Origin of the sequence: Rhodococcus sp. PvR099 (assembly GCF_017833315.1) — a bacterium.
Taxonomy (GTDB): Bacteria; Actinomycetota; Actinomycetes; order Mycobacteriales; family Mycobacteriaceae; genus Rhodococcus_G; species Rhodococcus_G oryzae.
The window spans coordinates 3,837,322-3,857,347 of the sequence record NZ_JAFIBV010000001.1; the positions used below are offsets into that span (position 1 = coordinate 3,837,322).

At 69.8% G+C, this 20,026-nt stretch carries 20 protein-coding genes and 1 tRNA gene; 13 read left to right on the forward strand and 8 right to left on the reverse strand.

Annotated elements, in window-relative coordinates; genetic code table 11:
- Positions 1–51: 51 nt before the first annotated feature.
- Positions 52–624, reverse strand: a complete 573-nt coding sequence (locus JOE46_RS17660) for a TetR/AcrR family transcriptional regulator (protein ID WP_209927968.1) — start codon at positions 622–624, stop codon at positions 52–54.
- 54 nt (positions 625–678) lie between these two features.
- On the opposite strand from JOE46_RS17660, the gene JOE46_RS17665 reads away from it, so the two are divergent.
- The gene (locus tag JOE46_RS17665; protein ID WP_209927969.1) at positions 679–1,731 is read left to right on the forward strand and encodes an FAD-dependent monooxygenase; all 1,053 of its coding nucleotides are present in this window, start codon (positions 679–681) and stop codon (positions 1,729–1,731) included.
- Between the two features lie 514 nt (positions 1,732–2,245).
- Here JOE46_RS17665 and JOE46_RS17670 read toward each other — a convergent pair.
- A tRNA-Leu gene (locus tag JOE46_RS17670) sits at positions 2,246–2,331 on the reverse strand.
- A gap of 162 nt (positions 2,332–2,493) precedes the next feature.
- Between JOE46_RS17670 and JOE46_RS17675 the strand changes: the two genes are divergently transcribed.
- The 7 genes from JOE46_RS17675 (at position 2,494) to pknB (ending at position 12,114) form a co-directional block, all read left to right on the forward strand.
- Positions 2,494–3,792, forward strand: a complete 1,299-nt coding sequence (locus JOE46_RS17675; protein WP_209927970.1) for an FhaA domain-containing protein — start codon at positions 2,494–2,496, stop codon at positions 3,790–3,792.
- A gap of 166 nt (positions 3,793–3,958) precedes the next feature.
- Complete coding sequence (locus JOE46_RS17680; RefSeq protein WP_077044015.1) at positions 3,959–4,423, forward strand: FHA domain-containing protein; 465 nt, start codon at positions 3,959–3,961, stop codon at positions 4,421–4,423.
- Positions 4,420–5,886, forward strand: a complete 1,467-nt coding sequence (locus JOE46_RS17685) for a PP2C family serine/threonine-protein phosphatase (RefSeq protein ID WP_097210725.1) — start codon at positions 4,420–4,422, stop codon at positions 5,884–5,886. The genes JOE46_RS17680 and JOE46_RS17685 overlap by 4 nt, the downstream gene beginning before the upstream one ends.
- A complete protein-coding gene (locus JOE46_RS17690; RefSeq protein ID WP_097210726.1) occupies positions 5,886–7,340 on the forward strand; it encodes an FtsW/RodA/SpoVE family cell cycle protein in 1,455 nt (484 codons plus the stop codon). Before JOE46_RS17685 ends, JOE46_RS17690 begins: the two co-directional genes overlap by 1 nt.
- Complete coding sequence (locus JOE46_RS17695) at positions 7,337–8,827, forward strand: penicillin-binding protein 2 (protein ID WP_209927972.1); 1,491 nt, start codon at positions 7,337–7,339, stop codon at positions 8,825–8,827. The genes JOE46_RS17690 and JOE46_RS17695 overlap by 4 nt, the downstream gene beginning before the upstream one ends.
- Positions 8,828–8,830: 3 nt before the next feature.
- Positions 8,831–10,192, forward strand: coding sequence for a serine/threonine-protein kinase (locus tag JOE46_RS17700; RefSeq protein WP_097210728.1), 1,362 nt, complete (start codon positions 8,831–8,833; stop codon positions 10,190–10,192).
- The gene (gene pknB, locus JOE46_RS17705; protein WP_097210729.1) at positions 10,189–12,114 is read left to right on the forward strand and encodes a Stk1 family PASTA domain-containing Ser/Thr kinase; all 1,926 of its coding nucleotides are present in this window, start codon (positions 10,189–10,191) and stop codon (positions 12,112–12,114) included. The genes JOE46_RS17700 and pknB overlap by 4 nt, the downstream gene beginning before the upstream one ends.
- Positions 12,115–12,206: 92 nt before the next feature.
- On the opposite strand, the gene JOE46_RS17710 is transcribed toward pknB, so the two are convergent.
- Positions 12,207–12,764, reverse strand: a complete 558-nt coding sequence (locus tag JOE46_RS17710) for a TetR/AcrR family transcriptional regulator (protein ID WP_209927973.1) — start codon at positions 12,762–12,764, stop codon at positions 12,207–12,209.
- Between the two features lie 248 nt (positions 12,765–13,012).
- Between JOE46_RS17710 and JOE46_RS17715 the strand changes: the two genes are divergently transcribed.
- The gene (locus JOE46_RS17715; RefSeq protein ID WP_209927974.1) at positions 13,013–14,227 is read left to right on the forward strand and encodes a cytochrome P450; all 1,215 of its coding nucleotides are present in this window, start codon (positions 13,013–13,015) and stop codon (positions 14,225–14,227) included.
- A 40-nt stretch (positions 14,228–14,267) separates the two neighbouring features.
- Positions 14,268–14,645 carry a limonene-1,2-epoxide hydrolase family protein gene (locus tag JOE46_RS17720; protein WP_209929157.1) on the forward strand — a complete coding sequence of 126 codons (378 nt, stop codon included), beginning with the start codon at positions 14,268–14,270 and terminating at the stop codon, positions 14,643–14,645.
- A 14-nt stretch (positions 14,646–14,659) separates the two neighbouring features.
- Here the strand turns inward: JOE46_RS17720 and JOE46_RS17725 are convergent, their stop codons facing one another.
- Positions 14,660–15,319 carry an aminodeoxychorismate/anthranilate synthase component II gene (locus tag JOE46_RS17725; RefSeq protein ID WP_209927975.1) on the reverse strand — a complete coding sequence of 220 codons (660 nt, stop codon included), beginning with the start codon at positions 15,317–15,319 and terminating at the stop codon, positions 14,660–14,662.
- 83 nt (positions 15,320–15,402) lie between these two features.
- Positions 15,403–16,101, reverse strand: coding sequence for a DUF881 domain-containing protein (locus tag JOE46_RS17730; protein WP_209929158.1), 699 nt, complete (start codon positions 16,099–16,101; stop codon positions 15,403–15,405).
- 265 nt (positions 16,102–16,366) lie between these two features.
- Between JOE46_RS17730 and crgA the strand changes: the two genes are divergently transcribed.
- Both crgA and JOE46_RS17740 read left to right on the forward strand, forming a co-directional pair.
- Positions 16,367–16,630 (forward strand): cell division protein CrgA, encoded by a 264-nt coding sequence (gene crgA / locus JOE46_RS17735; RefSeq protein WP_027502149.1) that lies wholly within the window; start codon positions 16,367–16,369, stop codon positions 16,628–16,630.
- A 91-nt stretch (positions 16,631–16,721) separates the two neighbouring features.
- Positions 16,722–17,201, forward strand: a complete 480-nt coding sequence (locus JOE46_RS17740) for a PH domain-containing protein (RefSeq protein WP_307861300.1) — start codon at positions 16,722–16,724, stop codon at positions 17,199–17,201.
- Positions 17,202–17,213: 12 nt separating this feature from the next.
- Here JOE46_RS17740 and JOE46_RS17745 read toward each other — a convergent pair whose 3' ends face one another.
- Both JOE46_RS17745 and JOE46_RS17750 read right to left on the reverse strand, forming a co-directional pair.
- Positions 17,214–18,134 (reverse strand): rhomboid family intramembrane serine protease, encoded by a 921-nt coding sequence (locus JOE46_RS17745; RefSeq protein WP_097210734.1) that lies wholly within the window; start codon positions 18,132–18,134, stop codon positions 17,214–17,216.
- 13 nt (positions 18,135–18,147) lie between these two features.
- Positions 18,148–18,708, reverse strand: coding sequence for a peptidylprolyl isomerase (locus tag JOE46_RS17750; protein ID WP_179800473.1), 561 nt, complete (start codon positions 18,706–18,708; stop codon positions 18,148–18,150).
- A gap of 16 nt (positions 18,709–18,724) precedes the next feature.
- Between JOE46_RS17750 and JOE46_RS17755 the strand changes: the two genes are divergently transcribed.
- Positions 18,725–19,213, forward strand: coding sequence for a hypothetical protein (locus JOE46_RS17755; protein ID WP_143548392.1), 489 nt, complete (start codon positions 18,725–18,727; stop codon positions 19,211–19,213).
- Here JOE46_RS17755 and JOE46_RS17760 read toward each other — a convergent pair.
- The gene (locus JOE46_RS17760; protein WP_209927977.1) at positions 19,140–19,949 is read right to left on the reverse strand and encodes a CPBP family intramembrane glutamic endopeptidase; all 810 of its coding nucleotides are present in this window, start codon (positions 19,947–19,949) and stop codon (positions 19,140–19,142) included. The two genes, JOE46_RS17755 and JOE46_RS17760, sit on opposite strands and share 74 nt — an antisense overlap.
- Between the last annotated feature and the right edge of the window lie 77 nt (positions 19,950–20,026).

Genomic DNA, 20,026 nt, shown 5'->3' on the forward strand with positions numbered 1-20,026 from the left:
GGTTAGCCTTTTTGGCCGCCTGACCAGTGCATAGGTCGGGAATCCCGGCGCTCATGGGCCGTCGGAATCTACCCCGAGCAGGGCGCGCATGACCGCCTCGATCTCGCTCGCGGGATCGAATTGTGATGCGGGCGTTGACAACTGATGCAGGATCATCCCGTCCACGTAGTCAGCCAGGATTCGGCACACCCGCTCCGGCTCGACCGCTCCGAGCCCCGCGAGCAGGCCGGTCGCCCAGGAGAGGAGTTCGCCCCTGGCCCGGCCGAGCGGGGTGGCCAGCGCCGGCTCCGCCACCGCGGCGACGACCAGCGCGTACCGAGCGGCGGTCCGAACCCGGTCCGGTCCGGTCGCCGACCGGACGAACGCGGTCATCCCGGCGACGAACTCATCCACCGAGACCGGCTGGGGCGCCGCCGCGAGCGCACTCCAGTCCTCACGATCGCGCTCGACGAGCCGGAGCATGACCGCCTCCAGCAGCGATTCCCTGGTCCGGAAGTAGTTCGAGGTGGAGCCCTGCGGGATGCCGGCGACCTCGTCCACGGCCCGGTGCGTGATCCCACGGAGGCCGCGGGTGCCGAGCACCTCGATGGCGGCGTCGAGGACGCGCTCGCGCTTACCGGACATGCTGCGACACTACAACAGTAGTATTGTCACTACATCCGTAGTACCGTGTCGGATATGAGGCGAACAGCAACCGTCGTCGGCGGCGGCATCGGCGGCCTCACCGCCGCGAACTACCTGATCCGGGCCGGATGGGAGGTTCGGGTGCACGAACGCGCCGATGCGCTGCCCGACACCGGCACCGCGCTCGGCCTGTGGCCGCAGGCGCTCACCGCCCTGGACGCGATCGGACTCGGCGACCGGGTCCGAGAGCTCGGCGTACCGCAGTCGTCCGGCGCACTGCTGCGCCCGGACGGCACCGCGATCGCCCGCATCACGGTGCGGGGCGGGTCCACCACCCTGCTGTCGCGGCCCGCGCTGCTGAGCACCCTGGCCGCGCCGCTGGCGCCGGGAGTGCTGCGCTACGACACGACCGGCGACCGAACCGGCGACGGGGCTGACGTCGTGATCGCCGCGGACGGCATCAACAGCCGGATCCGGGACGCGGTGTTCGGCGAGCGCTACCGCCCCCGCCCGCTCGGGATGGCCGCCTGGCGGGGCTGGGTGTCCGGCACCGCCGACAACTCCGCCGAGACCTGGGGCGACGGCGCGCTCTTCGGGATCAGCCCGCGCGACGGTGGCCTGACGAACTTCTTCGCCGCGGTCCGCATGAAACCGGACATCGCGGGAGTGGAGCCTGCGGAACGACCAGACAACTCCTACGGCGGCGCCGCCTTCCTGCGCGAGCGGTTCGGCAGCTGGCACCCCGAGGTCCGGGCGATCCTCGACCGGCTCGACCCCGCCACGCTGCTACACCACGACCTCTACGAGAGCCCGGCGCTGCCGTCGTACGTACGGGGCAACGTGGCCCTGATCGGCGACGCGGCACACGCGATGGCACCGAACCTGGGCCGCGGAGCCTGCGAGGCGATGGTCGACGCGGTGGCCCTCGGCAGGGCGTTGACCGAGAGCGCGGACGTGTCCGAGGCCCTGCGTCGTTACGACCGGCGCCGTCGGCGGCCCACCCGTGCGCTGGTACGCGCCTCGAGGACCATGGGGAAGATGGCGACCACCACCCGACTGACGCCGCTGCGGGATGTCGCGATCGGCCTGGCGACCAGGCTCGGATGACGCGGGACCGCGAAAGGACCCCGAAATGACGACTGACCGCAGCGATCAAGTCAGCTGCGGTCAGTGTTGACGTAACCATAGCGTGACCGGATCGTGACTCGCTGGATTGTGAGAGACGTCACGAGCTTTCGTGTCGATCACCGGAGTCGGAGCATCGGCGACATCGCAGGAGAACACCCCCGCGGCCGACGTGGAGCCCACGCGATACGTTCGCCCCGTGACGGGAACACCGTTGGGACACACTGCCGATCGGCGGAGCTTCCGACGTCGGCAAGAGCCGGGTCGCAGCCCAACTGGCCGATGAGTCAAAGGACTACGCCTCGCGGGAGCCCCGTAGCGGGGTGCAGCGGCATCGGGCGCAGCTCGCATCGGGCGGGTGTTGAACGCCCCATCTGACGCGATGAGTTCGGCCACGGCCTCTTGAGAGACATATGGGCCAAATCAACCAAAAAAACGAGGCCACGAACTCTTTCGAGTTCGTGGCCTCGTTCGTCGCAGTTCATCGAACTGCTCATGGTGGGCGAAGGGGGACTTGAACCCCCACGTCCCGAAGGACACTGGCACCTGAAGCCAGCGCGTCTGCCATTCCGCCACTCGCCCGAGCGACGCCGGAAACATTAACACGTGGCGGTCGGGAATGACGATTCGCCCCTTCGACCTGCGAAGGAAGCGATCACCCACACCGGCATCGGGCAAAGGTAGATATCATGCAGTGGCGGCATCGAGGCCGCGACACGCCACCGGGACCGGAGAGGAGCCACGATGGGGATCGTCCAGCGATTCGAGCGCAAGCTGCAGGGCGCCGTCGGGGATGCCTTTGCCCGGGTCTTCGGAGGCGGCGTCATGCCCCAAGAGGTGGAATCCGCACTCCAGCAGGAGGCCACTGACCGGGTTCAGCACCTCGATGGCGGACACCTGCTGGCCCCCAACATGTACGTGATCACCGTCAACGAATCCGATCACGACGAACTGGCGACGGACCGGGACTTGACAGTCAAGGCCTTCGCCCGACACCTTGAGGGCTTCATCCGCGACCAGGGATGGCAGACCTATGGCCCCATCACCGTGCGGTTCGAACCGAGCCCGGCGTTGCACACGGGCCAGTTCCGGACCAGCGGGACGGTGGACCCCGACGCGGGGCGGCCACCGGCTCGTAGCCCAGGCCCGGAAGTGCACGCAGTCCCGCTACCTCGACCCTCCGCTCATCCGAACCCAGGAGCTGGCCCCATGACGCAGAACTCAGGCTACGACGCCAACCGCGAGCCCGCGGACAACGAGGGCCGGCCCGAATACCAGCCGGCATACGCCTCGAACGGGTACGCCAACGGCAACAGCTACCCCAGCGAGCAGCCGCGCAACAACGGCTACGCGAGCGAGCAGCCGCGCAACGGCTACGAGCGCCCCTACGGCGGCGGCTACCAGGATCCGTACGCGCAGGGCGGCAACGACCCGTACGCCCAGCCGGCGAACGATCCCTACGCGCAGGGCGCAGGCGATCCCTACGCGCAGCAGGGCGGCAACGACCCGTACGCCCAGCCCGCCAACGATCCCTACGCGCCGCAGGGCGGCTACCAGCAGGGCGCGCCGGCCTACCCGCCGCAGTCCCCCGGGTACCCGCCGCAGCAGCAGGGCTCCGGCTACCCGGCCCAGCAGGCCCCGCAGAGCTACGACTACCAGCAGGGCGCGTACGGCCAGGACTACCCGGCCTACGACCAGCAGCAGTACGGCGCGGGCGCGGGCGCGGGCGCGTACTCGGGCTTCGATGCCGACCGCACCTTCACGGTCACCCTGCAGCTCGAGGACGGCAGCGGCCGCAACTTCCAGCTCCGCGAGGGCCGCAACGTGATCGGCCGCGGTCAGGAGGCACAGTTCCGGCTGCCCGACACCGGAGTCTCGCGTCGCCACATCGAGATCCGCTGGGACGGCCAGGTCGCGATGCTCTCGGATCTCGGCTCGACCAACGGCACCACCGTGAACGGCGCCCCGGTTCAGGATTGGCAGCTCGCCGACGGTGATGTGATCCGCGCGGGCAACTCCGAGATCCTGGTCCGTATCCTCTGATCCGCCACGGCGGTAACAGCCGAACCAGCGGAAGCCTCTTCGGATTCCGTATGGTGGTTGCGCACCCATATAGCGATCGACACAGGCCGCATCGCCATAGGATGCTGCCTATAAAATGCCGGAGTTCGGGACCACCCGATCGCCACGAATGAGGAGGTGGACCGCCGTGCAGGGACTCATCCTGCAGTTGACCAGGGCGGGCTTCCTGCTGTTGCTGTGGCTGTTCGTCTGGGGCGTGCTCCGTGCCCTGCGCAGTGACGTCTACGCAGCCTCGGGTGTGCGTGTCCCGCCCCGGTATTCGCGGAGCGCCTCGGTGCTGCCCTCGTTCGGCAAGCCGAAGGTGGCCAAGTTCCTCATCGTCACGCAGGGCGCGCTGGCGGGCACCCGCATCACGCTCGGCGCGCAGCCCGTCCTGATCGGCCGAGCCGACGATTCCACCCTCGTGCTCACCGACGACTACGCCTCCACCCGGCACGCCCGGCTGTCCCAGCGCGGAACCGACTGGTACGTGGAGGATCTCGGATCGACCAACGGCACCTATCTGGACCGCGCGAAGGTGACCACCGCGGTGCGGGTGCCCCTCGGCACCCCGGTTCGCGTGGGCAAGACCGTGATCGAGCTGCGCCCGTGACCCTCGTCCTCCGTTACGCGGCCCGCAGCGACCGCGGCCTGGTGCGCTCGAACAACGAAGATTCCGTGTACGCGGGCGCCCGGCTGCTCGCGCTCGCCGACGGCATGGGCGGCCACGCCGCGGGCGAGGTCGCCTCCCAGCTGATGATCGCGGCCCTCGCGCATCTCGACGACGACGAACCCGGCGAGGACCTGCTGGGCAAGCTCGAGGCCGCCACCCGCGCGGGCAACGCCGCCATCGCCGATCAGGTCGAGGAGGAGCCCGAACTCGACGGCATGGGCACCACCCTGACCGCGATCCTGTTCGCGGGCACCAAGCTCGGCCTGGTGCACATCGGCGACTCGCGTGCATACCTGCTGCGCGAGGGCGTGCTCACCCAGATCACCCGCGACGACACCTTCGTCCAGTCCCTCGTCGACGAGGGACGGATCACCGCCGAGCAGGCGCACACCCACCCGCAGCGTTCGCTGATCATGCGGGCGCTGACCGGCAACGAGATCGAGCCGACGCTCACGGTCCGGGAGGCCCGCGCGGGCGACCGGTACCTGTTGTGCTCCGACGGACTCTCCGATGTCGTCAGCGACGAGACCATCTCGGAGGTGCTCGGCGAGGGGGAGCACGGCGAGTCCGCCGACCGGCTGATCGAACTGGCGCTGCGCAGCGGCGGACCGGACAACGTCACGGTGGTGGTCGCCGACGTCATCGACCTCGACTACGGCCAGAGCCACCCCATCGTGGCGGGCGCCGCCTCCCACGAGGACGAGGACGACTCCCCGCCGCCGGACACCGCCGCCGGACGGGCCGCCGCCATGCGCCCGCCGCGGGCGACCCCGCGCCGGGTGACCGGCCCGGTCGACACCGAGGCCGCGAAGCCGAAGCGACGACTGACCTGGATCCTGTTGGGACTGGGGCTGATCGCCGTCGTGGTCGTGGGACTCGTTGTCGGGCGCAGCCTGATCCGCAGCAACTACTACGTGGGTGCGGATGACAGCCGGGTGACCGTGCTGCGCGGCGTCCCCGGTTCCGTGTTCGGGTACTCGCTGCAGGAGGCGAACCTCGTCGGGTGCATCACCAACAGCGGCTCGCTGAGCCTGGTGACCCCGGACGCGGAGCCGACGAACTGCACCCTGCTGATGGTGGACGACCTGCAGCCCTCCGCGCGTGAACAGGTGCGCGCCGGCCTGCCGTCCGGGAGCCTCGACGACGCCAAGCGTCAGATGAGCCGTCTCGCCACCGCCGACCTGCTCCCGGTGTGCCAGAGCGTCACCGCCGCGCCCCCCGCGCCCCCAGCTCCCCCGGCGACCGGTGCCCCCGCCGCGCCGACCATCCCGGCCTCGCCGCCCACCCAACCGCCGCCGTCCGCGGCGCCGCCGACGCCCACCACCACCGCGGCGCCGCCGCTCAGCCCCTCCGAGCTGGCTCAGGCACAGGTGCCCGGGCAGAACTGCAGGACCGGCCGCTGATGTCTGTCTCCGCGGCACCGTCGGGGCCCTCCTTCCCGAGTCCGGCCGGAGGGTTCGCGCCCGCACCCGTGCAATCGAACCGACGCAACGTCGAACTGGTGCTGATCTGCTGCGCCATCGCGATCACCACCCTGTCGCTGATCCTGGTCGAGGCGAGCCAGGAGCAGAAGATCACCCTCGACCTGGCCAAGTACGCGCTCGCCTATGCGGTCCTGTTCGTCATCGCCCACCTCGCGGTGCGCAGGTTCGCGCCGCACGCCGACCCCTTGCTGCTGCCGATCGTCGCGCTGCTCAACGGTCTCGGACTGGTGCTCATCCACCGGCTCGACCTCGCCGACGCCGCGACCGCGGCCTCCTTCGGGTGGGAGATCCCCTCCCCCGACGCCAATCAGCAGGTGCTGTGGACCGCGCTCGCGATCGCCGGCTTCATCGCGGTGCTGGTGTTCCTCGAGGACTACCGACTGCTGGCGCGCTACAGCTACACCCTGGGCCTTGCCGGCCTGGTGCTGCTCGCACTCCCCGCGGTGCTGCCGTCGTCGATGTCCGAGGTGAACGGCGCGAAGATCTGGATCAAGTTGCCGTTCTTCAGCATTCAGCCCGGAGAATTCGCCAAGATCCTGCTGATCATCTTCTTCGCCTCCGTCCTGGTGTCCAAGCGCGAGCTGTTCACCACGGCGGGCAGGCATTTCTTCGGCATGGACCTGCCGCGCGCCCGTGACCTCGGGCCGATCCTCGTCGCCTGGATCGTCTCCATCGGCGTGCTGGTGCTCGAAAAGGACCTGGGCACCTCGCTGCTGCTGTTCGGCACCGTGCTGGTGATGCTCTACATCGCCACCGAACGGGTCGGCTGGCTGCTGATCGGCGGCGGGCTGCTCGCGCTCGGGTTCGTGTTCGCCTATCAGCTCTTCGGCCACGTCCGGGTCCGGGTGAACACCTGGCTCGACCCGCTCGGCGACTACAACAACACCGGGTATCAGATCTCGCAGTCACTTTTCGGGCTCGCAACCGGCGGGCTCGCCGGAACCGGCCTCGGCAGCGGGCGGCCGTCCCAGGTCCCGTTCGCGAAGACCGACTTCATCGTCGCCACGATCGGCGAGGAGCTCGGGCTGATCGGCCTGGCCGCCGTGCTGATGCTGTTCCTGATCTTCGTCATCCGCGGGCTGCGGACCGCGCTGGCGGTGCGTGACAGCTTCGGCAAGCTGCTCGCCGCCGGGCTCTCGTTCACCGTGGCGATCCAGGTCTTCGTGGTCGTCGGCGGTGTGACCAAGCTGATCCCGCTGACCGGCCTGACCACCCCGTACATGTCGTACGGCGGCTCCTCGCTGCTGGCGAACTACCTGCTGCTGGCGCTGCTCATCAAGATCTCCGACTCCGCGCGGACCCCACCGAAGCCCACGAAGAAGGGACCCGCCCCCATCGCGGACGCACCGACCGAAATGCTGAGGCGCCCATGAACACGCCCCTGCGCCGCGTCGCGATGGCGGTCATGGTCATGGTGGTGGCACTCCTGGCCAACGCCACGTACGTGCAGGTCATCAAGGCCGACGACCTGCGCACCGACCCGCGGAACTCCCGGGTCCTGCTCGACGAGTACTCGCGTCAGCGCGGACAGATCTCGGCGGGCGGTCAGGTGCTGGCCGCGTCGGTCCCCACCGACGACCGGTACAAGTACCTGCGCACGTATCCGCCGAACCCGGCGGCACCGTCGAGCCCGTTCGCGAACGCGCCGGTCACCGGCTTCTACTCGATGCTCTACGGCAGCACCGGACTCGAACGCACCGAGGACCAGGTGCTCAACGGCTCCGACAACAGACTGTTCGGGCGACGGTTCTTCGACCTGGTCTCCGGCCGCGACCCGCGCGGCGGCAACGTGGTCACCACTCTCGACCCGGTCGTCCAGCAGGTGGCGTACGACCAGCTGACCGCCAAGGGCTACACCGGCTCCGTTGTCGCGATCCGGCCCAGCACCGGCGAGGTGCTGGCGATGGTGAGCACGCCCAGCTACGACCCGAACCTGCTGGCCAGCCACGACGGCGCGGTCAGCACCGAGGCCTGGGAGGCGCTGAACGAGGACGAGGACAAGCCGCTGCTCAACCGGGCCATCTCGCAGACTTATCCGCCCGGCTCGACGTTCAAGGTGGTGGTCACCGCCGCCGCGCTGAGCAACGGGGCAAACCCGGAGGAGCAGCTGACCGCGGCGCCGAACATCACGCTGCCCGGCACCAACACCACGCTGGAGAACTACAACGGCAGCACCTGCGGCGGCGGTCCGACCGCCACGCTGCGGGAGGCCTTCGCCAGGTCCTGCAACACGGCGTTCGTCGAGCTGGGCATCCGGACCGGCGCCGACGCCCTCAAGGACGAGGCCGCCGGATTCGGCATCCAGCCCGATTCGCCCGGCATCCCGATGCCGGTCGCGGACGGCACCGTCGGATCGATCCCCGACGACGCCGCGCTCGGGCAGTCCAGCATCGGTCAGCGCGACGTCGCGCTGACCCCGCTGGAGAACGCCGTGATCGCCGCGACCGTCGCGAACGGCGGCGTCCGGATGCAGCCGCACGTGGTGGCCCAGCTGCAGAGTCCCGACCTGTCGAACCTGGCGACGACGCACCCCGAGTCGCTGGGTCAGGCGGTGTCCCCACAGGTGGCCGCGACGCTCACCGACCTGATGATCGGCTCGGAGAACAACACCGGCGGCGGCAACAAGATCCCCGGCGTCCAGATCGCCTCCAAGACCGGAACCGCCGAGCACGGCAGCGATCCCCGCAACACCCCACCGCACGCCTGGTACATCGGGTTCGCCCCGGCGGCGAACCCGGAGATCGCGATCGCCGTGCTCGTGGAGAACGGCGGCGACCGCGCCCTGGCCGCGACCGGAGGCTCGGTCGCGGCACCGATCGGGCGGGCCGTCATCGAAGCCGGACTGCGGCAGGGGGGCTGAGTGATGAGTCTGAACAACGGCGCGGTGATCGCGAACCGGTACCGGCTGCAGCGGCTGATCGCCACCGGCGGCATGGGCCAGGTCTGGGAGGGCGTCGACAACCGCCTGCACCGCCGGGTCGCGGTCAAGGTCCTCAAGTCGGAGTACTCTGCGGACCCCGAGTTCCTGGAGCGCTTCCGCACGGAGGCCCGCACCACCGCCCAGCTCAACCACCCCGGCATCGCGGGGATCTACGACTACGGCGAGACCCTCGACAGCGTCGGCCAGTCCACCGCGTACCTGGTGATGGAGTTGGTCAACGGAGAGCCGCTGAACGCGGTGCTGGGGCGTGTCGGCCGGCTGGCGCTGCCGCACGCGCTCGACATGCTCGAGCAGACCGGCCGCGCCCTTCAGGTGGCGCACGAGGCGGGCGTGGTGCACCGCGACGTCAAACCCGGCAACATCCTGATCACCCCCGCCGGCCAGGTGAAGATCACCGACTTCGGCATCGCGAAGGCCGTCGAGGCCTCCCCGGTGACCCGGACCGGCATGGTGATGGGCACCGCCCAGTACATCGCGCCCGAACAGGCCCTCGGACAGGACGCCTCGCCTGCCAGCGACGTGTACTCGCTTGGCGTCGTCGGCTACGAGGCCCTCTCCGGCCGCCGGCCGTTCGTCGGCGACGGCGCACTGACGGTGGCGATGAAGCACGTTCAGGAGGTGCCGAGCCCGCTGCCTGCGGATCTGCCGCCGAACGTGCGCGAGCTGATCGACATCACAATGGCCAAGGACCCGGCCGCGCGGTACGGCAGCGGCGGCGAATTCGCCGACGCGGTCGCCGTGGTCAGGTCCGGCGCGCGGCCGCCGCTGCCAGGGGCGGGCCTGCCGCCGCGGCCCATGACGGGGGCGGTGCCGCCCATCGTCGGGACCCAGATGTTGCCGACGTCCCAGCGCGAATATGCTGGCCCCGATTCCGGGTCGGTGCCGGCGGTGGCGACGGGCATGACCAAGGGACAGAAGATCCTCGCGTGGGGCGGCGGCGGCCTGCTGCTCGCGGCCCTGCTGATCTCCGTGTGGATTCTCCTGTCCGGCGGTGACGGAGCGCCGAGCAATCCGACGCCGCCGCCGGTGACGACGACGCGGCCCGTGGTCACCACAACCACCCGCCCGCCCGTGACCACCACCACGGAGCGGACGACCACGACCGAGGAACCGACGACCACCACGACGGAACCGACCACCACCACCACCGAGGAAACTACGACCACCACGGAGCCGACGACCACCACGACGGAACCGACCACCACCACCACGACAGCGCCCCGCACGACCACCGCCACGACCACGCCGGACGTCCTCGAACCGGCCCCGCAAGGACAGCCATGACCACACCCCGCAAGCTCTCCTCCCGCTACGAGCTGGGCGAGATCCTCGGCTTCGGTGGCATGTCCGAGGTGCACCTCGCCCGCGACATGCGCCTGAGCCGGGATGTAGCGATCAAGGTGCTGCGCGCCGATCTCGCCCGCGACCCCACGTTCTACCTCCGTTTCCGCCGCGAGGCGCAGAACGCGGCGGCACTGAACCATCCGGCCATCGTGGCCGTCTACGACACCGGCGAGGCCGAGACCGACGGCGGTCCGCTGCCGTACATCGTGATGGAGTACGTCGACGGCGACACGCTGCGCGACATCGTCCGCACCGAGGGCCCCATGCAGGCCCGGCGCGCGATGGAGGTCATCGCCGACGTGTGTGCGGCGCTCGATTTCAGCCATCGCAACGGGATCGTGCACCGCGACATCAAGCCGGCGAACATCATGATCAACCGCGCGGGCGCGGTGAAGGTGATGGATTTCGGCATCGCCCGCGCGATCTCCGATGCCTCCAGCCCGATGACGCAGACATCCGCGGTGATCGGCACGGCGCAGTACCTCTCGCCCGAGCAGGCGCGCGGCGAGCAGGTCGACGCCCGCTCGGACGTGTACTCGCTCGGCTGCGTGCTGTTCGAGATCCTCACCGGCGAGCCGCCGTTCAAGGGCGATTCCCCGGTGGCCGTCGCCTACCAGCATGTCCGGGAGGACCCGGCCCTGCCCTCGAGCGTGAATCCGAACGTGCCGCGCGAGCTCGACTCGGTGATCCTCAAGGCGATGAGCAAGAACCCGGCCAACCGGTACCAGAGCGCCGCCGACATGCGCTCCGATCTGGTGCGGGTGCTCGGCGGTCAGCGTCCGGGCGCACCGATGGTGATGAACGACGAGGACCGCACCACGATCCTCGGCGCGGTGGACGCACAGAACCGGTACGGCGCGGCCCCCGTCTCGCCCCCGCCGGTGGCGCAGGCGGCCGCGCCTGCGCCGGAGGACGGCCAGCCGCGCAGCCGTAAGGCGGTGCGCGCGGTGCTGCTGTCGCTGGCGGCCCTGGCCGTGATCGGCATCGTCGGCGCGTTCCTGTGGTCGCTCGGCCCCGGCTCGAAGGCCGCGCAGGTCACGGTCCCGAACGTCGCCAACCAGTCCGCGCAGGACGCCCAGAACGCACTGCAGGATCTCGGTTTCCGGGTGCAGAGCCAGCCGAAGCCGAGCGATAACGTGGCCTCGGGCAACGTCATCGCCAGCATCCCCGTCGCGGGAACCAGGGCCGACGAAGGCACCACGGTGACTCTCGACGTGTCAACCGGTCCGCAGGAGGTGGAGGTCCCGACGCTGACCGGCATGACACAGGCGCAGGCGGCGCAGGCGCTGAACACGATCGGCCTGCAGTTGGACTCGACGGTGAGCACCGCCGCGTCGACGCAAGACCAGCTGGACAAGGTGGTCGCGCAGAAGCCGGAAGCCGGGTCGAATGTCGCGCTGGACGGCGCCGTGAAGATCACCCTCGGCAGCGGACCGGAACAGATCCGGATCCCGAACGTCGTCGGCCAGACCCTCGACGTCGCGCAACCGAACATCGAGGGCGCGGGCTTCAAGGTCCAGGTCGAGAACATCGACTCCGGCAAGCCCAAGGGCGAGGTCGTCTCCACCGACCCGACCGGCGGCAGCGCGGCGGCCAAGGGCGCCACCGTCAAGATCCGGGTGTCGAACGGCAACATGGTCACAATGCCCAACCTGAACAACCAGAGCGTGTCGCAGGCGCTGGACTCACTGCGGCGCGCGGGTTGGACCGGATCCTCGAGCCAGCTCGTCCAGCATCCCGAGGCCACCCTGGAGACCGATCAGGTCGGCAAGGTGGTCACGCAGGCGCAGCCGGCGGGCTCGGAGATCTCCAAGACCTCGACCATCTCGGTCGGGATCGGTCAGCTCGGTATTCCCCGGTAGCCGGTAGCCCGTTCCGTTGAGGGGCATCTTCGTGCGGTTCGACCGCACGAAGATGCCCCTCACGCGTAGGCGCGGCATCCCGGACGCCGCGGCTACCGAAAGGCCGGTTCGACGAACCGTTCGACGATCCGGCGTTCCGCCGCCGGGTCTCCCGCCGGCACCGTGAGCAGCGAGATGACCACCCGCACGATCCACTGCGCCGCCTCCGCATCGGGCGCGATGCCCGTCAACGCCGTGGCGACCCGGCCGAGTTCCGGCGATGACGCGAGGTAATCGTCGCCGCGGCCGGTGCGGGAGTTCGTCAGCCACTGTGACAGCGCGGCATCCGCGCGCACGGCCGCGACGGAGATCAGGATCGCCTCGACGATCCGGCGGGAACCGCTCAACCGTTCCACCTCGGCCGCGACCCGCTGGGCCACCGCCGCGGCCGCCGCGGAGACGACGCCCCCGACCAGAGCGGACTTGCCGCCGACGTGGCGGTACAGCGTCGCTCGTGAACACCCGGCCCTTGCCGCGACATCCTCGACGCTGACCTGGTCGATCCCCCGCTCGAGGAACAGCTCGGCCGCTGCGGCATGGATCCGCTCAACCCCGATCGCGCGCCGGTTCCCGCCTGCCAGCCAGTCCTTGGCCGTATCCGATTCACGCACGGAACACCTCCTGGCGGCGTCTCACCGAAGTCTCACGGTGAGACGAAATTGTGTCTCTCAGTCTATAGCGGAGGCGGAGATGCAACGTCGTGAGCAGCGTGGGGCCGTCACCTTCTCCACGGCGTGAGATTTCCTGTTTGAGCAGGTCACGATGCCTGATCTCAACTTTTTCGAGCCCTTGACAGGCCACCGTCGGCAGGTGAACGGTGGTGGCGCTGAAACAGGTTCTACTAACGGTGGGAGATTCGATGACCGCGTTGCCACTCGAGGGGATCGACCTCTTCGATCCGGCGAATCTCGACGACCCGAACGGGCTGTACCGCACACTCCGAGAGAACTCACCCGTCCACCGGGTCCCGGGAACCGACTTCTATCTCGTCTCCACCTGGGTTCTGGTCACCGAGGCGGCGGCACGCGTCGACGACTTCTCCTCCAATCTGACCGGGGTCCTCGTTCAGCCGGCCGACGGGCCGCCGGTGACCTTCGACATGGACGGCGGCGGCCGGGCGGTGCACGTGCTCGCGACCGCCGACGACCCGACGCACGCCCACCACCGCAAGCTGGTTCTGCAGACGCTCGGCAAGAGGATCCGCGCGCTGGGCCCGACGGTCGATCTCCTGGTCGACCAGCTGTGGGCCGAGGGCGTGCGGGACGACCGGATCGACTACGCGACCGACATGGCCGACAAGCTGCCCCTCGCCCTCATCGCCCATCTCGTCGGCCTGCCCGAGAGCGACGTCCCGCAGCTCCTGACCTGGGCGTACGACAGCACGGAACTGCTCGGCGGAGTGGTCACCGCGGACCGGCTCGGGCAGCTCGTCACCTCGTCGGTCGAGCTCGCCGGCTACCTGCACACCCACTTCGTCCGGGCCAAGGACGATCCGAAGGACGACCTCATGGGTGTGCTGGCGCGCGCCTGCGCGACCGGTGACCTGACCGACGACGTCGCGGTGCTGATCCTCGTCCAGTTGGTCGGCGCGGGCGGCGAGTCGACGGCCGGGCTGATCGCCAGTTCGGCACGGCTGCTCGCCACCCACCCCGACGTCCAGCGCGCACTCCGCGACGATCCCTCCCTGATCGACCCCTTCCTCGACGAGGCGCTCCGGCTGGAATCCCCGTTCCGGGCGCACCACCGGCACGTCGTCGCGGACACCACGCTGGGCGGGGTCGCGCTACCCGCGGGCAGTCACGCCCTCCTGCTGTGGGGGTCGGCGAACCGCGATCCCGCCCGGTTCGAGCGTCCCGACGAGGTCGTCCTCGACCGCCCGGGCATCCGCTCCCATCTCGCCTTCGGCAAGGGTGCCCATTTCTGCATCGGGTCGGCGCTCGCGCGGATGGAGGCCCTCGCCGCCGTCACCCCGCTCCTCGAACGCAGCACCCGGATCTCCATCGCCGACGAGGCGAGCTGGGTGCCGAGCATCTTCGTGCGGCGCCACCTCCGGGTGCCGCTCCAGATCAGCTGACCGACAGCCCGACACGATCCCGACAGGACATCGAATGAACATCTCTCCGAGCGACCTCGTCACGGCCTTCTGCGCGGAATGGAGGGCGGGTGACGCGGCGTCGATCGCTGGATATTTCAGCGAAGACGCTGTTTACCACAACATTCCGATGGAACCACTGTTCGGACGCGCGGCCATCGCCGACTTCCTGGACGGCTTCATTTCGGCATTCGGAGGAATCGAGTTCACCATCCACCACCAGGCGTCGAACGGGACCGTCGTCCTCAACGAACGCACCGACCGGTTCACCCTCGGGGACAAGCACGTGGAATTGCCCGTGATGGGTGTCTTCGAGATCGAGGCGGGCGAAATCACTTCGTGGCGAGACTATTTCGACCTCGCCCCGATCACGGAGCTCATGTCCGGGCATGCCGACTGAGCTCGGCGCACGGCTCAGTTGTGGGTGAGCGCGGACCCCAGCGCCTGGGCGACCTCGGCCTCGAGCGTCGAGACGAGCGCCTCCGGCGGCCGCTGCCCGCACACCTCTAGCCAGTTCGCCAGCATCCGGTGGCCGCCCTGGGTGAGCACCGACTCCGGATGGAACTGGACGCCGTGGATCGGCAGCTCCCGGTGCCGCATCGCCATCACGATCCCGGTGTCGGTGTGCGCGGTGGCGATCAGCTCGTCCGGCATCGTCTCCGGCAGCACCGTCAGCGAGTGGTAGCGGGTGGCGGTGAACGGGTCGGGCAGCCCGGCCAGCACCCCGGTGCCGTCATGACCGACCTGGCTGGTCTTGCCGTGCAGCAGTTCCGGTGCCCGGTCGACGGTGGCGCCGAACGCTGCGCCGATGGACTGGTGGCCGAGGCACACCCCGAGCAGCGGGGTGCGGGCCGCCGCGCACGCCGCGACCAGGTCCATGCTCGCGCCCGCCCGCTGCGGCGTGCCCGGTCCCGGGCTCAGCAGCACCCCGTCGAACTGCGCCGCGACGGCGTCGCGGTCGGCCAGCTCCGGGTCGTCGTTGCGCCAGACAGTGGCCTTGGTGCCGAGCTGGCCGAGGTACTGCACCAGGTTGAACACGAAGCTGTCGTAGTTGTCGACGACCAGGATGCGCATTCCAGCAGGATATGCGGCTTCGTCGCCCGTGCGCGATCTGCACCCCACCTGGGGTACGGATCACGCACGAGCGGCGCGGCGGCCTAGTTCGCGAACTTGGTCCGCAGCTGACCGGTGTAGGCCGGCACGGTGAACGTCTCCGACGCCTCCTGGGTGTACCCAAGCCCGTAGCGGACCGCGTACTGCTTGAAGGTGCGCACGCCGGGCTCGGCGGCGAGCGCGGCCTCGATCCGGGCCGGGTCGCCGATCGCCGTCATCTGATACGGCGGGCTGTAGGTCCGCCCGTGCAGCAGCAGCGTGTTGCCGATACAACGCGGCGCCGAGGTGTTGACGATGCGCTGGTCCTGCATCCCGACCGCGACCGCCCCGCCAGCCCATAGCGCGTTCAGCACGCTCTGCACATCCTGCTGGTGCACGACGAGATCGTCGGGCGAGGCTCCGGCGGGGAACTTCCCGTCGGAGTCGCGGGGCGCGTCGGTGAGGGTCACCCGAACGCCGGGTCCGGTGACCGCAGCCAGGCCCGCCGCGGCCTCCAGCGCCCGGCTCTGCTCGAGGACGCCTGCGACATCGGAGTCGGAACCGGCCGCCTCGTCCTGGAGGGCGGCCAGCTGCGCGGCCAACCCGTCGCGCACCCCCGCCGCGTCATCCACGTCCGCCTGCGCGCTGCGCACGAGGTCGGAGAGCCTCGTAGTGTCTCCGCGCCGCAGCTCGTTGCCCTCCGAGACCGCGCGGGTGGTCGCCAACAGCAACCCGGTGACCACGCAGACCACCGGGACGCAGATCTTCCAGAAGAGTTGCCTGCGCCGCGGCGCCGCGTGCGCCGCGGGCCGGTGGGATACGGTCGGATCGGGTGCGGTCGGATCGGGTTCGGTCACAGCCGCCCGCCTCCTCCCCTGTCCGCTCGCAGGTCCAGCCAGCAGACCCTGCCCGGGCACGTCTGTGCTCGGCTAGCGTGTACTCACCACCGGTAATCTCGAATCTACCTGGTGGGCGTCGACGCCGACGCCGACGCAATCGCACGATCCACACTGAACCAACGAGGACGTCATGCCCAAGTCGAAGGTCCGCAAGAAGACCGACTACACGATCAATCCCGCGAACCGCACGCCCGTGAAGGTCAAGGTCGGCCCATCCAGCACGCTCTACGTGTCGGTGATGCTCGGCTTCATGCTGCTCGGACTCGCGTGGCTGATCGTCTACTACCTGGCCGCGGACCAGATCACCTGGATGAACGACCTGGGGGCCTACAACTTCCTGATCGGCTTCGGATTCATGGTTGTCGGCCTCATCATGACGATGAGATGGCGCTGAGCTGGGGATATCCCCATTCTGACCGCGTCAATTACATCGTTGTCATTCATCCCCAATGTGGATAAACCCTGTGGATAACTGTGGAGAGCCTGTGCACAACCCCGAAAACCCTGTGCACAACCCCGAGTTCGCATGGTCCACACCCACCGGTGCGCTGATCGCGACCGGTGTCGGCGGGGTGGCCATGCTCCTCGCCGCCGCGGCGGTGGCGTCGGATCCGGCGGGACGGGTGCTGATCGGCCTCGGCGCTCTCGGGCTACTGGTGATCACCGCACTGGGGCTGCGCCAGCGGCCGCGGCTCGCCGTGCTCGACGGCGCGAGGGGGATCGCGGTGCAGCGGCTGACCGGACGCCACGAGTACCCGGCGTCGGAGCTGAGCCGGGTCCGGATCGTGCGCTATCCGCGGCTGGGCCGTCGGGTGCCGATGCTGGAGATCGACGTGCGCCCGCCCGGTGTCGACGACGACAAGCTGATGATCTTCGGTCGCTGGGACCTCGGTACCGATCCCACCGATGTCTTCGAGGCGCTCGCCGGCCGCGGGCTGGTGCCGCCGGAGCGGCCGCGCCCGTAGCCGGCGAGGCGACTACATCCCGAGTTCGGACCGCAGCTGCGCCATCCGCAGCGCGATGACGCCGACCGAGACGACGGTGACGGCGGCGAGGCCGCCCCAGCCGAGCGTGCGCGCCTTCTGGCGCTCCGCGGGGGTGCCGAGGCTGCCGGGGGCGAACATCAGCGCCGCGGTGGCGGCGGCGCCCGCGACGAGCCCGCCGAGGTGCCCCCACAGCGAGATCCCCGGGATCGTCACGCTGATGATCACGTTGAGGGCGATGATCGCCAGGACCGGGCCGGGGCTGCGCTTGAGCCGCAGAAGGATCACCGCCTGCGCGCCCATCAGTCCGAAGACCGCACCCGAGGCGCCCGCGGTGACGGCGTTCACCTGGAAGGCCATCACGGCTGCCGAGCCACCGAGGATCGAGACGAGGTACACCGCGACGTAGCGGGAGCGCCCGAGGATGATCTCGGTGTCGCGGCCGATCACCCAGAGCGCGAACATGTTGACCAGCAGGTGGACGGCACCGAAGTGCAGGAAGCCGCTGCCGACGACACGAACCAGGTCGCCGTCGGCGACCGCGGGCGGCCAGAGCGCCCAGCTGGTGAACAGCGGCGAGCCGAGGTGGTTGTTCGCCACGTTGCCGGACTGGAGCACCGTGATCGCGTAGATCAGGACGTTGAGCCCGATCAGGACGTAGGTGACGATCGGGGTCGGCAGGCCGGTCCGGAGCTGCGCACCGGCGACGGTGCGGGCCGAGCGGGTGGTCTTGGCGTCGGCGGCGATGCAGTCGACGCAGTGCTGGCCGACGGCGGCCGGTCGCAGGCACTCGACGCACGCGGGACGGCCGCAGCGGGTGCAGGAGAGCGCGGTGGGCCGGTCCGGGTGCCGGACGCACCGCGGTTGGGGCGGGGTGCCGTCACCGGCAACGCCACCCCAACCGGGGTTGGTCATCTCGCGGTACCGATCAGGAGATGGTGATGCTGTTGATGACGACCGCCTCCAGCGGGCGGTCCGTGCGGTCCACCGAGGTTCCGGAGATGGCGTCGACGACCTTCTTCGACTCCTCGTCCACGACCTCACCGAAGATGGTGTGCTTGCGGTTGAGGTGCGGGGTCTTGCCGGTGGTGATGAAGAACTGCGAGCCGTTGGTGCCCGGGCCTGCGTTCGCCATGGCCAGCAGGTAGGGCTTGTCGAACTGCAGCTCCGGGTGGAACTCGTCGCCGAACTGGTAGCCGGGGCCGCCACGGCCGGTGCCGGTCGGGTCGCCGCCCTGGATCATGAAGCCGTCGATGACGCGGTGGAAGACGGCGCCGTCGTAGAACGGTCCGGTCTTGCCGCCCGAGGCGTTCTCGGTGCTGTAGTTCTGGGTGCCGTCGGCGAGTCCGACGAAGTTCGCGACGGTCTTCGGCGCGTGGTTGCCGAACAGGGCGATCTTGATGTCGCCGCGGTTGGTGTGCAGCGTTGCGGTTGCGGTCTGATTCGGTGAGGTCACTCCACCATGGTGCCATTCCGCCGTACGGAACATGTGCGACAGTGGACAGATGACTCGCGCGACGAAGTCCACCCCGGTTTCTGTCCCCGCCCCGGCCGAGCAGGCGCCCACCCTCGAGGTGGTACCCCCCGCCCCCGAATCCACCACGCTCAGTAGCGCATTGAGGCTCGCGCAGCTCGCGGCGCTCGGGTTCGCCAGGGGAACGGGAGGTGTCGCGAAGGGCACCGGAGTGGTGGCCAAGGGCACCGGAGCGTTGAGCCTCTATCTCGGCCGTCAGGGCTACACCCTGGCCAGGAAGGCACTGTCGTCCCGGCCGAAGGCCGTCCCCGCCCTCGCGCTGGTGGACGAGCAGGCCGTGGCGGCCGTGGCCGCCGAGCAGGTCAAGGGTCGCGGCCGCAGGCGCGGCAGGCGTGCGCTGCTCGTCGTCGGTCTCGGTGCCGCCGTGGCGGCGGGCGCCGTGTACCTCAAGGAGCGTCGGCGCGAGGTGCCGCCTGTCGCCCCCGCTCCGCCGAGCCTGCAGGATTTCGAGAACTCCTGAGCGCCGCTGTCGCCGCGGCACAGCCCGCCGCGGCGACGGCCATCGACGACCACAGCATGGGCTCACGGCCGCCGGCGTCGCCGAACGCCAGCAGGCCGAGATTGACGGCCGCGTGGAACACGGTGGCGATCAACAGGCTGCCCTGACGCCCGTTGTCGAGGAGCACCGCGAGCAGGACGGACATCGCGATCGTCGCCGACAGGAAGGCCGCCGCATAGGCGGCGCCCGCCGCGAACACCTGCACGTGCCACACCCCCCAGACGGTCCCGACGAGCACGCCGGTGATCAGCACGGAGTGCCTCGTGCGCAGGTAGGGCTGCAGGAACCCCCGCCAGCCGAGTTCCTCCCCGTATGCCCCGACGCACTGCGCAAGGACCAGCAGGCCCAGCGGCGCCGCGCCGGCGCGGACGGCCGAGAAATCGGGGCCTGCGCCGAGGGACACGAGCACCGCCGCCGGCAGCGCCAGGATGATCACAACCGAGCCGCTCGCGGCCGCGAGGATGGCCGGGTCGGGCCGCCACAGGCTCACCGCGAGCGGCGGCCGCCATCTGCCCCGCCACACCAGCAGGACCGCCGCGACCGCGATCGCGGGTGCGAACTGCACCAGTTCGAGCAGGTCCGGGTCGGGGCCGGTCACTGCCTGGAGCGCCACGAGGACGCCGCCCGCGAGAAACGCCACCAGCACGTACACCGTCGTCGGCGCCCACCTGCGGGGCGGGGCTGCGTGGGTCGTCATGCCACGAGCATCGCGGCTCGCCGACGGCAGCACATCACCCCACGGTATCGGTGGCCCCTGCTACCGGAGGGCCAGGA

What these genes read in the sequence shown, in the direction of transcription:
- JOE46_RS17660 (WP_209927968.1), bottom strand. Translation starts at nt 624, where the DNA reads ATGTCCGGTAAGCGCGAGCGCGTCCTCGACGCCGCCATCGAGGTGCTC.
- JOE46_RS17665 (WP_209927969.1), top strand. Translation starts at nt 679, where the DNA reads ATGAGGCGAACAGCAACCGTCGTCGGCGGCGGCATCGGCGGCCTCACC.
- JOE46_RS17675 (WP_209927970.1), top strand. Translation starts at nt 2,494, where the DNA reads ATGGGGATCGTCCAGCGATTCGAGCGCAAGCTGCAGGGCGCCGTCGGG.
- JOE46_RS17690 (WP_097210726.1), top strand. Translation starts at nt 5,886, where the DNA reads ATGTCTGTCTCCGCGGCACCGTCGGGGCCCTCCTTCCCGAGTCCGGCC.
- JOE46_RS17695 (WP_209927972.1), top strand. Translation starts at nt 7,337, where the DNA reads ATGAACACGCCCCTGCGCCGCGTCGCGATGGCGGTCATGGTCATGGTG.
- JOE46_RS17700 (WP_097210728.1), top strand. Translation starts at nt 8,831, where the DNA reads ATGAGTCTGAACAACGGCGCGGTGATCGCGAACCGGTACCGGCTGCAG.
- pknB (WP_097210729.1), top strand. Translation starts at nt 10,189, where the DNA reads ATGACCACACCCCGCAAGCTCTCCTCCCGCTACGAGCTGGGCGAGATC.
- JOE46_RS17715 (WP_209927974.1), top strand. Translation starts at nt 13,013, where the DNA reads ATGACCGCGTTGCCACTCGAGGGGATCGACCTCTTCGATCCGGCGAAT.
- JOE46_RS17725 (WP_209927975.1), bottom strand. Translation starts at nt 15,319, where the DNA reads ATGCGCATCCTGGTCGTCGACAACTACGACAGCTTCGTGTTCAACCTG.
- crgA (WP_027502149.1), top strand. Translation starts at nt 16,367, where the DNA reads ATGCCCAAGTCGAAGGTCCGCAAGAAGACCGACTACACGATCAATCCC.
- JOE46_RS17745 (WP_097210734.1), bottom strand. Translation starts at nt 18,134, where the DNA reads ATGACCAACCCCGGTTGGGGTGGCGTTGCCGGTGACGGCACCCCGCCC.
- JOE46_RS17750 (WP_179800473.1), bottom strand. Translation starts at nt 18,708, where the DNA reads ATGTTCCGTACGGCGGAATGGCACCATGGTGGAGTGACCTCACCGAAT.
- JOE46_RS17755 (WP_143548392.1), top strand. Translation starts at nt 18,725, where the DNA reads ATGACTCGCGCGACGAAGTCCACCCCGGTTTCTGTCCCCGCCCCGGCC.
- JOE46_RS17760 (WP_209927977.1), bottom strand. Translation starts at nt 19,949, where the DNA reads ATGACGACCCACGCAGCCCCGCCCCGCAGGTGGGCGCCGACGACGGTG.